Source organism: uncultured Candidatus Thioglobus sp. (assembly GCF_963981275.1).
Lineage (GTDB): Bacteria > Pseudomonadota > Gammaproteobacteria > PS1 > Pseudothioglobaceae > Thioglobus_A.
Map to the genome: position 1 here is coordinate 1 of NZ_CAXCCZ010000036.1, position 11,739 is coordinate 11,739.

The following is an 11,739-nucleotide window of genomic DNA, read 5'->3' on the forward strand; positions in this document are numbered from 1 at the left end:
AGCACTCTTTTTGCTAGTAAGTGTTCACCATAATTTTAATATAGAGAGGAATAATGAAATTAGAATCTATCGCCCTACATCAAGGGTATAAATCCGAAGAAACCACTAAGTCTGCTGCAGTGCCAATTTACCAGACAACATCTTATACTTTTGATGATACTCAGCACGGAGCGGATCTTTTTGATCTTAAGGTTCCGGGTAATATTTACACCCGTATTATGAATCCTACTACAGATGTGCTGGAGCAACGTGTAGCAGCAATGGAGGGTGGTATTGCTGCGTTGGCATTGGCTTCTGGCATGGCTGCAATTACTTATGCTTTACAAAGTATTTGCACGGTAGGTGACAATATTGTTAGTACCAGTCAGCTGTATGGTGGCACTTACAATCTGTTTGCTCATTCTTTACCTAGACAAGGTATTGAGGCGCGACTAATAACACATGATGACTACGAAGGCTTTGATCAAGCTATTGATAAAAACACTAAGGCGGTTTTTTGTGAATCGATAGGTAATCCGGCTGGTAATGTTGTTGATATTTCTCGACTGGCTGAAATAGCGCATAAACATGGTGTACCTTTAATTGTTGATAATACTGTTGCCACGCCATACTTGTGTCGAGCTTTTGATCTTGGGGCTGATATTGTTGTCCACTCTCTCACTAAATATATTGGTGGACATGGTACTTCGATTGGCGGTGTTATTGTGGACTCTGGAAAATTTGACTGGGTGGCAAATAAAGATAGATTTCCTATGCTAAATGAGCCGGACCCTTCTTATCATGGTGTTGTTTACACAGAGGCTTTTGGCGAGGCTGCTTACATAGGTCGTTGTAGGGTAGTGCCGCTAAGAAACATGGGTGCCGCCATTTCTCCAATGAATTCTTTTCAAATTTTGCAAGGATTAGAAACCTTAAGTCTGCGTATGGATCGTCATTGTGAAAATGCTGAAAAACTTGCACAGTATTTGCAAAATCATGAGAAGGTAGAGTGGGTTAATTATGCTGCTTTACCTGATAGCCCTTATTATGAAAATTGTAAAAAAATCACACAAGGCAAGGCTTCTGGAATTCTAAGTTTTGGTATTACGGGTGGTATTGCTGCAGGGGGTCGATTTATTGATGCTCTTGATATGATACTGCGCCTTGTTAATATCGGTGACTCAAAATCATTGGCTTGTCATCCAGCATCAACAACCCATCGTCAGCTTAATGAGGAAGAGTTGGCTGCTGCCGGTGTTAGTTCTGATTTGGTGAGAATATCGGTTGGTATAGAGCATATTGATGACATTATTGCCGATGTTAGTCAGGCACTAGATAAGGCTTAATAAGGCAAATAGATACTCAGCACTTCTATAAACAATTCAATCAAAATAGTTTTAAGTTGAATTGTTATTATTTAGGTAGTAATAAGGTCTGATATTTATCTATAATGCCATCTAATATAGACATAGTTTTAATAAGGCTATTGTCATATTCAAAAAATATAATTAAAAAAATGAGGAAGATATTATGATGTTAAAGAAAATTACCGTATCAATGTTGTTGCTTTTTTTAGGCTTTTCAAGCCCAACAATTCACGCTAAAGAGATTAATGATTCTGTTGCTTTAAATGGCATAGAAACTGCGAAAAGCGTGTTTTTGATTGATTTTACCAATCCTAAAAAAACCGCCTTTTATCTAGATATTATTCTTGGCACGCATAAAGGTCTTACTAAGCAAAATGTTAAATCAAACATGGTGCTGGTTTTCATTGGACAGACTGTGCAATACCTTAGCACTGAGCCAGCAGACGATCTTGCGCTAGAGAGTGAAGATGAGTTAAATTCTATTCAGGCGTCAATTAAAGAGTTCTCAAAACTAGGGGTTAGAATGGAGGTTTGTGCTGTAGCTACACGCGTGTTTGGTGTTGACAACGATACCATTCCTAAAGAGATGAACATGGTTGCTGATGGCTTTGTTTCGTTAATTGGCTGGCAAACGCAAGGACATAAGTTGGTACCAATCTTCTAGGTTTAAATAGCTGTGGAATTTTTTGAATATTTGACACCTGTTGATATTGATGCTTCAGGGTTGCGAAAAATACTAACCATTGAAAATTCCATTAACTTATGCGCATCGATCACTCAAGTAATAGAAGACAAGCAAACAACGGGTACGATATATTGTATATGGGGTGAGTTTAGAGTCAATCGAGAGGTGTTAGACCAAGGTGTTAGATTTTCTATGCCATCATGCCCTAATGCCATTGCCTGGACGCTTACTATCAACCATAACAAGATTTTAACCATTCATTGCACAATCAATCAGCAAGACCATGATCAAGACTTTATTGAGTCAATTGAAGGTTTTGTGAGTGATTGGAAAGCTGGCTTGGTGCGTTTTCTAGCTACTTAGATTTAAAACTAGCCTGGATAAGGCTAATCTTGGGTGTTAAGCATGTGCTCGGCCACCCCTTTAAAAGAGGCGCTCAAAGTCATTAACAATAGGGTGTTGTCAGTAATATGTTCTTGTAAAGCTTGGTTCATACAGCTAAGCCACTGATCTTTCTCAAGTGGAGTAATGGTAAAAGGCATATGACGCGCTCGAAGTTTTGGGTGGCCGTATTTTTCGATATAAAGAGAAGGGCCACCAAGCCAACCGGATAAAAATAAATGTAATTTTTCTCTGGATATTTTCAAAGACTTGGCATGCATTGCTCTTAACTCAGATGTATCCGTACGTTGATCCATTAAATCGTAAAAACGATTCACCAGATTTTTAACCGCTAACTCTCCACCAAGTTGCTCATATTGAGTGAGCATGAAATACCTTACTGGTGGTAGTTTGGCGCTTCTTTAGTAATAGAGACATCGTGTACGTGTGACTCCACCATACCGGCCGAGGTTACCTGTACAAATTCAGCCACTGAGCGCATTTTCTCTAAATTTTCACAACCTGTGTAGCCCATAGATGATCTTACGCCACCTACCATTTGGTGAATGATAGGGCGGATAGAGCCTTTAAATGCAACACGACCCTCAATACCTTCAGGAACCAGTTTATCTGCTTTAGAGTCTGACTGGAAGTAACGATCAGATGATCCGTGTGCTTGATTCATAGCGCCAATAGAGCCCATTCCGCGGTAAGATTTATACGCACGACCTTGATAAAGCTCAATTTCACCAGGAGATTCTTCAGTACCTGCCAGCATTGAGCCTAGCATAACGCAATAAGCGCCAGCTGCAAATGCTTTAGCAATATCGCCAGAGTAGCGAATGCCACCGTCAGCAATTAATGGAACACCAGTGCCTTGAAGAGCGTCAGCAACATCAGAGATGGCTGTAATTTGTGGAACGCCAACACCTGATACAATTCTGGTTGTACAAATACTGCCTGGGCCAATGCCAACTTTAACACAGTCTGCGCCAGCTTTTACTAGATCAAGAGCGGCAGCTCCAGTAGCGATATTGCCGGCAATAATGTTTAAATCTGGGTGTTTAATCTTGGTCTTTTTAACGCGATCAATGACACCTTGAGAGTGTCCGTGCGCTGTATCAATTACAATAACATCCACACCTGCTTCTACTAAAGCATCAATACGAGCACCTGTGCCAGAGGCAACACCAACAGCTGCACCAACACGTAGTTGCTCAGCATCATCTTTACAGGCATTTGGATGGTCAGTTGATTTTTGAATGTCACGAACGGTGATCATGCCTTGAAGATCAAAAGCATCGTTTGTAATTACAACACGCTCAATACGGTGCTGTTGCAATAGTGCACGAACCTCAGTCATGTCAGTACCCTCTATAACTGTGATTAGCTTATCCTGAGGTGTCATTAAGTTAGCAACTGTTTCATTAAGATTGGTTTCAAAGCGAACATCGCGGCCAGTTATCATGCCAACAATTGTGTTTCCTTTAACAACAGGAAGTGCAGAAATTTTGTGCTTCTTTTGTTTATCCAGAACATCTCTCACCGAAGCTTCAGAGTTGATTGTGATTGGTTCGCGAATGACGCCAGATTCAAAACGCTTAACTTTTCGAACCTCTTTAGCTTGTTCTTCAACTGACATATTCTTGTGAATAATGCCGATGCCACCTTCTTGAGCCATAGTAATAGCAAGCTTAGCCTCGGTAACTGTGTCCATTGCCGCTGAAAGAATAGGGGTATTTAGGGTGATATTTTTTGTGAGCTTGGTTGACATACTCACCTCTTTAGGCATAGTGGTTGAGTGTGCGGGTACTAACAATACATCATCGAAAGTTAGTGCGGTTTTTAGTAAGTTCATTTTAATATCTCCTGCGGTTGACAAAGTTTGGAAAAATAAAGCCAATTAAGATTCCAAAGAATAAAACAAAACTACCGGTAATAAACCAGTTTCTAAAGCTGGAATCTTGCGCAGCAGTTTTGTTATTTTTAAGTAATTGAATTTCAGCTTGTAGCTGTAAATTTGTGGTGATGAGTTTGTCGTTAGAATGCTCTAGTTTTAAAGCATCTTTGTAGACTTTTTCAACATGCTGTTTTTCGGCAACAGACTTGTTGGTTTGAATAGATAGTTTGGTGTTTTCAACTTTCAATGACTGAACTTCAGTTTCAAGCTCATTTTTTCTTTTGGCCAGCTTGTTAATTAGCAGTTTATTAGCATTATAAGTTTGTCTAAGTTTTTCCAGTTGTGCTCTCGCAGGCGGGTTGTTAGATAAATAACGAGAGATAATCCACCCAGTTGAGCCTTCAAATTTAACCTGGGTCCAACCATCTTCAGTGGCTTGTAAAATGGCAAGTTTAGAGCCAGAAGAAAGCGAACGCACAATATTATCGCCAAAAGTTTTTTCAGCACGCATTGGAATATCAACTTGGTCAGTAATATAAACAAACGACTGCGCACTCACAAGGGAGCTTACTAGTAGAAGGGTGGTGCTTAGAAGTTTAAGTTTCATACTATAAGTTAGATATTTTATTAAGTTGGTCGTTTAAATCGCCAATTGCATTGAGTGTAGCGCTTAATCTTTCACGCTCAACATTGACAATGGCCTCTGGGGCGCCAGAGACGAATTTGTCATTGTTTAGTTTTCCTTCAAATTGCATCTTTTGTTTTTCTAATTTTTCAATTTCTTTGTTAAGTCGTGAAATCTCTTGGTCTTTATCAATTAGACCGGCTAATGGGATAAGAATTTTCATCTCACCAACCAGAGCAGTAGCAGATTCTGGCGCTTCTTCGCTAGTATCAAGTTTATCAATACTTTCCATTTTGGCAAGCGTATTTAAGATATTTGCATTATTTTGTAAATATAGTGCATCTGTTTGATTGAAATTTTGTACAAAACAAGGTAGTGGTTTAGAAGGTGGAATGTTCATCTCGCCACGAATTTTACGAATACCTAGAATAAAGGTTTGTAACCATTTGATCTCAGTTTCTGAGTCTTTAGCGCTTAATGATTGATCTACTTCTGGGTAGGATTGGGTCATTAGGCTAATTTCATTATCGCCAGTAATGGCGTTGCACTGTTCAAAAATCTCTTCAGTGATAAATGGAATAATTGGGTGTAGTAAGCTTACTATTTCATTTAACACCTTGATCAAAGTTGCCTGAGTGCCAGCTTTGGTGGCATCATCTTGTAAAAGTGGCTTGGATAGTTCAAGGTACCAATCACAGTAATCATGCCAAACAAATTCGTACAATTCTTGACTCATAAGATCAAGACGATAATCTTTTAGATGTTTTTCAACGTTTTTCTTAGTCACTTGTAGGCGTGATAAAATCCACTTGTCTGCAGTTGATAATGGTGCCGTAGTATCAATTGTCTCACCTTCGAGTTTCATCAGCACAAAGCGTGAAGCATTCCAAAGTTTATTGCAGAAATTTCGGTAACCTTCAACACGTTTTAAATCAAACTTAATATCTCGACCAAACGAAGCAAGAGCGGCAAAAGTAAATCTTAGTGCATCTGTACCAAAGGCAGGAATACCGTCTGCGAACTCTTGCTGAGTTTGCTTTTTGATTTTTTTAGCCATTTTTGGCTGCATCATGCCTTGTGTTCTTTTTTCTAGTAGATCTTCTAAAGAGATGCCATCAATTAAGTCGATTGGATCTAAAACGTTACCCTTAGACTTGGACATTTTCTGCCCTTGTCCATCGCGAATAAGGCCAGTGATATAAATATCTTTAAAAGGCACATCTCCTGCAAACTTTAGCCCAAACATAATCATTCTAGCAACCCAGAAGAAAATAATATCAAAGCCAGTTACCAAAACATCAGTTGGATAAAAACGAGCAAGATCAGGGGTTTTTTCTGGCCAGCCTAGGGTTGAAAATGGCCAAAGCGCTGATGAAAACCAAGTGTCTAGCACATCGTTATCTTGTGTGAGTTCAACACCTTCTCCGGCTTGCGCTTGCGCTTCTTGTTCGGTATTTGCTACAAAGATATTGCCTTGATTGTCATACCAGGCAGGGATTCGATGACCCCACCAGATTTGCCTAGAGATGCACCAGTCTTGGATGTTGTCCATCCAGTTGAAATAGGTTTTATTCCAGTTTTCAGGGATAAATCTAATGTCACCATTTTTGACAGCGTCAATAGCAGGCTCGGCTAATGGGGCAATTTTTACAAACCATTGATCGGTCATATACGGCTCAATTACCGCATTGGTTCGATCACCACGAGGCACCATGAGTTTGTGCGGTTCAATTTTCTCCAGTAGGCCTTGATCTTCTAAATCTTTAATAATTTGTTTTCTAGCATCAAATCTATCCATGCCAATATACGGGCTATTAACAACGTCGTTAATTTTGGCATCATTCGTTAAAATATTGATAATTTCAAGATCATGACGCTGACCCATTTCGTAGTCGTTAAAGTCATGAGCAGGGGTAATTTTTACACAACCCGTACCAAACTCCATGTCGACATAGTCATCGGCAATAATGGTTATTTTTCGATCCGTTAGTGGAAGGTCGATAGTTTGACCGATGAGATGTGCATAGCGAGCATCCTCTGGATGAACGGCTACAGCACTATCACCCAGCATAGTTTCAGGGCGCGTTGTGGCCACCACCATTACTTCATCAGAGTTAGTAATAGGATAGCGCATATGCCATAAAGAGCCTTGCTCTTCAACACTAATAACCTCAAGATCAGAAACGGCAGTATGTAGAACGGGATCCCAGTTAACCAGACGTTTGCCACGATAGATTAAGCCTTCTTCGTGCAATTGAACAAAAACTTTATTAACCGCATCAGATAAACCTTCATCCATAGTGAAGCGTTCTTTTTCCCAGTCAACCGATGAGCCAAGTCTGCGCATTTGTGAGGTGATTGTGCCGCCAGATTGCTCTTTCCAATCCCAGATTTTTTCAACAAATTTTTCACGACCAACATCGTGACGCGTAATATCTTGAGCGGCTAGTTGACGCTCAACCACCATTTGTGTGGCGATGCCAGCGTGATCTGTGCCAGGCTGCCAAAGCGTTTGCTCACCTTTTCCACGATGGTAGCGCGTAAGCACATCCATAATGGTGTGTTGAAAGGCATGCCCCATGTGCAATGAGCCAGTAACATTTGGCGGCGGTAGCATGATTGAGTAGGCGTTCTCACTAGTAGAATTTGCATCTGATGAGAATAGATTTTTGTCTTCCCAAAGTGAGCGATATTTCGCTTCAATTTGTTCAGGATTGTAGGTTTTTTCCATTAACTTATAAAGATGGATTAAACTTTGCAATTATACTATAAGTGGATGAAAAAATTGGATAATAAAACTTGGTTGGTGTATTTATTAAAGTGCGCTAATAACTCTCTGTATTGCGGAATTACCAATGATTTATCCCAGCGCTTGCGTCAGCATAATGGCGAGATTAAGGGCGGGGCAAAATACACCCGTGCAAATGCCCCGTGTCAACTGGTTTATCAAGAAAAAATGCAGGATAGATCTAGTGCCTCAAAGCGTGAGTACGAAATCAAACAAATGGATAGAAGTGCTAAATTGGCGCTGATTAAATCAACATGAGCGCTTATCAAAAAATTTCATGTGAGGATCATAGTATTTATGAGTTGGTTATTATGCGCGCTCAGTCAATGATGGTGGCTATTGATGGAAAAATTGTTAGAATAAAGCCAATTGATATAGTAACTAAGGATGGGGCTGAATTTTTAATTTTTATTGATGAGTTTAATCATCAGCAAAAAATACGCGCTGATTTAATTATTATTCAAAAATAAAAAGAAGTTTTAATTATTTTTTTCGAAATAAGAAATAGTTAAAGCTTTGAATTGAACCATTAGGATGTGGGTGCTTCTCGTTAAACATTTTTATAAAATCAAAACCATCTCCAAGTAGTTTGCTAATTTTGGCTTTGTCATATTGTACAATACCAAGCTCTGAGCATTCTTTAGGGCCATCTGGTGAGAAGGTTGCTAGTAGAAAAAAGCCGTCTTTTTGAAGATATTGATTGAGTTTTTTCAGGTAAATTTTTTGATCTTTTGGACTGGTTAAAAAATGAAAAACCGCTCGATCATGCCAAAGTTTAAAGGTGCTATTGGGTTGAAAATCCAGAATGTTTTCATTGTAGAAGCTTAGCTTATCACTAGATTTTTTCAGCCTAGTCTTTAATGTTTCTATCGCTGTTGTTGATAATTCTAATAATGAAATTTTGCTAAATCCCTGGGCCAACAAGTTGTCAGCCAATATCGATACACCACAGCCAACATCAATAATCGCATCTTCTTTATCGGCAAATTCCAAAATCCAATCAAAAGAAATGGTTGAATGATCTTGGTGCCAGCTAACTTGAGTGTGGTCTTTAGTTTTGTAAACTTTATCCCAATGGGAGAAGTTATCGGTCATTGATTTGGTGTTTATAATAATGAATCTTTGGATTATAAACGAGTTGCTATGAGAATTTTGCACACAATGCTTAGAGTTGGAAATTTAGACAAATCAATCGCGTTTTATACACAAGTTTTAGGCATGAGTTTGTTGCGTCAAAAAGACTATCCTAGGGGTGAATTTACACTGGCTTTTTTAGGCTATGGGCCTGAGTCCGAGCATCCTGCTTTGGAGCTGACCTATAATTGGACTAAGCATGAATATAAAATTGGCACAGGGTTTGGTCATATTGCCATTAACGTTGAAGATGTGTATGAAGCCGTTGATAAGGCTAAAAAACAAGGCGCTACAGTTACAAGGGAGGCAGGCCCAATGAGTGCTGGAACAACCATAGTTGGATTTTTACAAGATCCAGATGGCTATGAGATTGAGCTACTATCCAAAAAATTTGAGTAGTTTTTTATACAAAATTACTAGCATTTATTGAGTTAAAAAAAATCGTCATAGACCTCGCCTTAACAGGAAACTTTTAAAAATATATCAGTCGTTTAGTCGTAATTTTTACGCCCTGATAGGGCGTGAGCGATTGTATTAATATCAGCATATTCAAGTTCGCCGCCAATCGGAATACCGTGAGCAATGCGTGTAATTTGTACGTCAAATTGTTTGGCCATATTGCTTATATAATGCGCCGTAACTTCGCCTTCAACAGTGGCATTGGTCGCAAGAATAATTTCTTTAATGGTGCGCTCTTGTAGTCGCTGTTCAAGATCATCTAACCCTAGTTCGCTTGCACCAATACCATCAATAGGGGATAGATAGCCACTTAAAACAAAGTACTTGCCTTTATAAACGCTGCTTTGCTCAATAGCGTGAATATCAGCTGGCGTTTCAACCACGCAAAGTTGTGTGTTGTCACGCGCTTCGTTGGCACAAATATTGCACAAATCCTTTTCACTCAGTGTTCTACAAGAGTGACAATGTTGCACGTGCTCCATGGCATCAACCAAAGCCTTAGCAAGCTCAAACCCACCATCTCGATTACGCTCAAGCAAGTGGTATACAAAACGCTGCGCAGTTTTGCTACCAACACCTGGCAAGGCGCAAAAAGCTTTGTTAAGGGATTCAATCATAAGCTAATAAAACTTCTTTAAAATGGCAAATTCATGCCACCAGGCAAGTTCATGCCGCCCGTTGCACCTTTCATTTTTGCCTCTGATGCATTGGAGATTTGCGCAGTAGCATCGTTCATTGCCGTTAGAATTAAATCTTCCAGCATGTCTTTGTCATCCATAACCATCTCGTCAATTTTAATATTTGTTGCCAAATGCTCACCATTAATGGTAATTTCAACCGCGCCACCTGCAGCTTTACCAGTCGCACTTAGAGTTTTGATTTCTTCTTGTGCTTTTTGCATGTTATCTTGCATTTGCTGGGCTTTTTTCATCATCCCGGCCATTCCACCTTTAAACATAGGTCGCTCCTTATTTAGTGTCTTGTAATTTCTTTAATGGATTTAACGTCAACTTTTGCGTTAAAAGCTTGTTCTAATTTTTGCACTACCTCATCATTTAAAAACTCTTGTTGGATTCTAGCTAAATATGCATCATGAGCTTTAGCCTCTTTTTGTGCCAAGGTTTCAGAGGTTGGCTGATTAAGATTAATGATTAAATTTAAATCAGTATATTTAACCCTTAAACTTTTAAGCATGCTTTGATGAACATGATCACTCAATAAGTTAGTAAATTGCTTATCAAGTGTTAATGTGAGTGTGTTGTCTAGCAAAGTAGCAAACAGGGTATTTTTGACCAACATTTTTGCGCCACCTGCAAATTCAACCAACTGACTAACTTCTTCCCACTCTTGTTGACTGGTAATTGTTAGGTAGTTAGTGGCTTGAGGTTGCGCTGATTTTTCAGCGGGTTTTTTTTCTTGAGGCTTTGCAGGTATAGGTTTTTTGCCAGTTTTCGCACTTGAAGTAGTGCTAGGCGTGATTTTTAGAGTTTTTTTTTCCACAGGATTTTGACTATCCGTATCACTATGGAAAGCCAGCATGCGCAAAAGCGTCATTTCAAAGCCGATTTGTTCACTTGGTGCTAATGACATATCTTTAGTGCCATTAATTGCCATTTGATAAAAAATTTGCAAATCTTGATTGGAAATTTGACCAGCCAATTCTCGAATCTCAGCATCACTCTCATCAGCCATAATTTGCGCCAATGAAATCTGATGAAACAGTGAGCTAAGATCTTTAAGTGCATTAACAAGGTTTTCACCGCGATGAGATAAATCTTTTACAAAATCAATCACCGCTTTCGCATCTTGATTAAATAAATGCTTAGCCAGGATGACAATATCATCATGATGAACCAGTCCCAGCATAGCCTTGATATCTTTGCTAGTGACGGTGCCATTACCGTAAGAAATCGACTGATCTAACAAGCTTAGTGCATCACGCATTGAGCCGTTGCCAAATTCAGCAATCTGGCCTAGCGCACTTTCTTCATAGCTCAAACTTTCAGTATCCATGATAAATTTCAGCTGACCTAAAATTTCATCATGGGTAAGTTGTGACAACGTAAACTGCAAACAACGAGAAAGTACCGTAACTGGTAGTTTTTGTGGATCTGTGGTGGCAAGTAAAAACTTTACATGTTCAGGTGGCTCTTCAAGCGTTTTTAGTAGCGCGTTAAAGCTACTTTTGGAAAGCATGTGCACCTCATCAATTAGGTAAATTTTGTACCTATTTTTGGTGGGCATGTATTGTGCGTTTTCTAATAGCTCGCGCATGTTGTCTACGCCTGTATGCGACGCAGCATCTAGCTCAATCAAATCAATCGATTGACCTCTATCAATCTCTATGCAAGTAGGGCAAGTGCCACAAGGTGTAGAGCTAACGCCCGCTTCACAATTGATTGATTTGGCAAAAATACGCGC

The 11,739-nt window shown here is 39.4% G+C and carries 14 protein-coding genes; 6 read left to right on the forward strand and 8 right to left on the reverse strand.

The window, feature by feature from the left end; all coding sequences use genetic code 11:
* Window positions 1-53 precede the first annotated feature (53 nt).
* The 3 genes from ABNR88_RS06090 to ABNR88_RS06100 all read left to right on the forward strand — a co-directional run bounded on the left by ABNR88_RS06090 (window position 54) and on the right by ABNR88_RS06100 (window position 2,394).
* Window positions 54-1,325, forward strand: coding sequence for an aminotransferase class I/II-fold pyridoxal phosphate-dependent enzyme (locus tag ABNR88_RS06090; protein ID WP_291926208.1), 1,272 nt, complete (start codon window positions 54-56; stop codon window positions 1,323-1,325).
* A 184-nt stretch (window positions 1,326-1,509) separates the two neighbouring features.
* Complete coding sequence (locus tag ABNR88_RS06095; RefSeq protein ID WP_291926211.1) at window positions 1,510-2,010, forward strand: DsrE family protein; 501 nt, start codon at window positions 1,510-1,512, stop codon at window positions 2,008-2,010.
* Between the two features lie 12 nt (window positions 2,011-2,022).
* The gene (locus ABNR88_RS06100; protein WP_291926214.1) at window positions 2,023-2,394 is read left to right on the forward strand and encodes a hypothetical protein; all 372 of its coding nucleotides are present in this window, start codon (window positions 2,023-2,025) and stop codon (window positions 2,392-2,394) included.
* 23 nt (window positions 2,395-2,417) lie between these two features.
* Here the strand turns inward: ABNR88_RS06100 and ABNR88_RS06105 are convergent, their stop codons facing one another.
* From ABNR88_RS06105 to ABNR88_RS06120, 4 genes are read right to left on the reverse strand one after another with little or no spacing between them, the layout of a single operon-like run.
* Window positions 2,418-2,801, reverse strand: a complete 384-nt coding sequence (locus tag ABNR88_RS06105) for a group II truncated hemoglobin (protein WP_348670180.1) — start codon at window positions 2,799-2,801, stop codon at window positions 2,418-2,420.
* Window positions 2,802-2,809: 8 nt separating this feature from the next.
* Window positions 2,810-4,270 carry an IMP dehydrogenase gene (guaB, locus tag ABNR88_RS06110; RefSeq protein WP_291926219.1) on the reverse strand — a complete coding sequence of 487 codons (1,461 nt, stop codon included), beginning with the start codon at window positions 4,268-4,270 and terminating at the stop codon, window positions 2,810-2,812.
* Between the two features lies 1 nt (window position 4,271).
* Entirely contained in the window at window positions 4,272-4,919 is a 648-nt protein-coding gene (locus ABNR88_RS06115) for a TIGR04211 family SH3 domain-containing protein (RefSeq protein ID WP_291926222.1), read from the reverse strand.
* Window position 4,920: 1 nt separating this feature from the next.
* Window positions 4,921-7,668: a valine--tRNA ligase gene (locus tag ABNR88_RS06120; protein ID WP_291926224.1), complete on the reverse strand. Its 2,748-nt coding sequence runs from the start codon at window positions 7,666-7,668 to the stop codon at window positions 4,921-4,923.
* Between the two features lie 45 nt (window positions 7,669-7,713).
* Here ABNR88_RS06120 and ABNR88_RS06125 point away from each other — a divergent pair, with 45 nt between their 5' ends.
* On the forward strand, window positions 7,714-7,983 hold the full coding sequence (locus ABNR88_RS06125; RefSeq protein WP_291926225.1) for a GIY-YIG nuclease family protein: 270 nt from the start codon (window positions 7,714-7,716) through the stop codon (window positions 7,981-7,983).
* Window positions 7,980-8,195 carry a hypothetical protein gene (locus tag ABNR88_RS06130; protein ID WP_291926227.1) on the forward strand — a complete coding sequence of 72 codons (216 nt, stop codon included), beginning with the start codon at window positions 7,980-7,982 and terminating at the stop codon, window positions 8,193-8,195. The genes ABNR88_RS06125 and ABNR88_RS06130 overlap by 4 nt, the downstream gene beginning before the upstream one ends.
* Window positions 8,196-8,208: 13 nt before the next feature.
* On the opposite strand, the gene ABNR88_RS06135 is transcribed toward ABNR88_RS06130, so the two are convergent.
* Window positions 8,209-8,820: a class I SAM-dependent methyltransferase gene (locus ABNR88_RS06135; protein ID WP_348670181.1), complete on the reverse strand. Its 612-nt coding sequence runs from the start codon at window positions 8,818-8,820 to the stop codon at window positions 8,209-8,211.
* 48 nt (window positions 8,821-8,868) lie between these two features.
* Between ABNR88_RS06135 and gloA the strand changes: the two genes are divergently transcribed.
* On the forward strand, window positions 8,869-9,258 hold the full coding sequence (gloA, locus tag ABNR88_RS06140) for a lactoylglutathione lyase (RefSeq protein ID WP_291926233.1): 390 nt from the start codon (window positions 8,869-8,871) through the stop codon (window positions 9,256-9,258).
* 92 nt (window positions 9,259-9,350) lie between these two features.
* Here gloA and recR read toward each other — a convergent pair whose 3' ends face one another.
* The 3 genes from recR to dnaX all read right to left on the reverse strand — a co-directional run.
* Window positions 9,351-9,935: a recombination mediator RecR gene (recR, locus tag ABNR88_RS06145; RefSeq protein WP_291926235.1), complete on the reverse strand. Its 585-nt coding sequence runs from the start codon at window positions 9,933-9,935 to the stop codon at window positions 9,351-9,353.
* 17 nt (window positions 9,936-9,952) lie between these two features.
* Window positions 9,953-10,276 carry a YbaB/EbfC family nucleoid-associated protein gene (locus tag ABNR88_RS06150; RefSeq protein ID WP_348670182.1) on the reverse strand — a complete coding sequence of 108 codons (324 nt, stop codon included), beginning with the start codon at window positions 10,274-10,276 and terminating at the stop codon, window positions 9,953-9,955.
* A 14-nt stretch (window positions 10,277-10,290) separates the two neighbouring features.
* The coding region (gene dnaX, locus ABNR88_RS06155; RefSeq protein WP_348670183.1) for a DNA polymerase III subunit gamma/tau at window positions 10,291-11,739 on the reverse strand (1,449 nt) is incomplete at its 5' end.

Coding starts and splice junctions, on each gene's coding strand:
- guaB (WP_291926219.1), bottom strand. CDS start 4,270: ATGAACTTACTAAAAACCGCACTAACTTTCGATGATGTATTGTTAGTA.
- recR (WP_291926235.1), bottom strand. CDS start 9,935: ATGATTGAATCCCTTAACAAAGCTTTTTGCGCCTTGCCAGGTGTTGGT.
- ABNR88_RS06115 (WP_291926222.1), bottom strand. CDS start 4,919: ATGAAACTTAAACTTCTAAGCACCACCCTTCTACTAGTAAGCTCCCTT.
- ABNR88_RS06120 (WP_291926224.1), bottom strand. CDS start 7,668: ATGGAAAAAACCTACAATCCTGAACAAATTGAAGCGAAATATCGCTCA.
- ABNR88_RS06135 (WP_348670181.1), bottom strand. CDS start 8,820: ATGACCGATAACTTCTCCCATTGGGATAAAGTTTACAAAACTAAAGAC.
- gloA (WP_291926233.1), top strand. CDS start 8,869: ATGAGAATTTTGCACACAATGCTTAGAGTTGGAAATTTAGACAAATCA.
- ABNR88_RS06095 (WP_291926211.1), top strand. CDS start 1,510: ATGATGTTAAAGAAAATTACCGTATCAATGTTGTTGCTTTTTTTAGGC.
- ABNR88_RS06105 (WP_348670180.1), bottom strand. CDS start 2,801: ATGCTCACTCAATATGAGCAACTTGGTGGAGAGTTAGCGGTTAAAAAT.
- ABNR88_RS06150 (WP_348670182.1), bottom strand. CDS start 10,276: ATGTTTAAAGGTGGAATGGCCGGGATGATGAAAAAAGCCCAGCAAATG.
- ABNR88_RS06090 (WP_291926208.1), top strand. CDS start 54: ATGAAATTAGAATCTATCGCCCTACATCAAGGGTATAAATCCGAAGAA.
- ABNR88_RS06125 (WP_291926225.1), top strand. CDS start 7,714: ATGAAAAAATTGGATAATAAAACTTGGTTGGTGTATTTATTAAAGTGC.
- ABNR88_RS06130 (WP_291926227.1), top strand. CDS start 7,980: ATGAGCGCTTATCAAAAAATTTCATGTGAGGATCATAGTATTTATGAG.